The 249-nt window shown below is 53.0% G+C and carries 1 protein-coding gene; it reads left to right on the forward strand.

The genetic code is table 11. From position 1 onward, the window contains the following. Positions 1–249 (forward strand): iron chelate uptake ABC transporter family permease subunit (locus tag IEQ44_RS18740; protein WP_193639464.1); only part of this gene is annotated, 249 nt, incomplete at both ends.

Consider the following 249-nt stretch of genomic DNA (forward strand, 5'->3'; position numbering starts at 1 on the left):
TTACCCGTTCTCGACGCCTTTACACTCGGTACGACCACTGCCCAAACATTGGGAATCAACTTGAAACGCCAACAATTGGGATTGATTAGCGTGGCCGCCATGTTAGCCGGCGTCAGTGTCGCCATTAGTGGCGGTATCAGTTTCATTGGCCTGATTACCCCCAACCTGGCACGACGAATCGTGGGATCCCGACAACGCTATCAGCTGCCGTTAGCTGGTCTGTTAGGGAGTACGTTATTACTAGCTGCC

Source organism: Nocardioides malaquae, assembly GCF_015070385.1.
GTDB lineage: Bacteria > Actinomycetota > Actinomycetes > Propionibacteriales > Nocardioidaceae > Nocardioides > Nocardioides malaquae.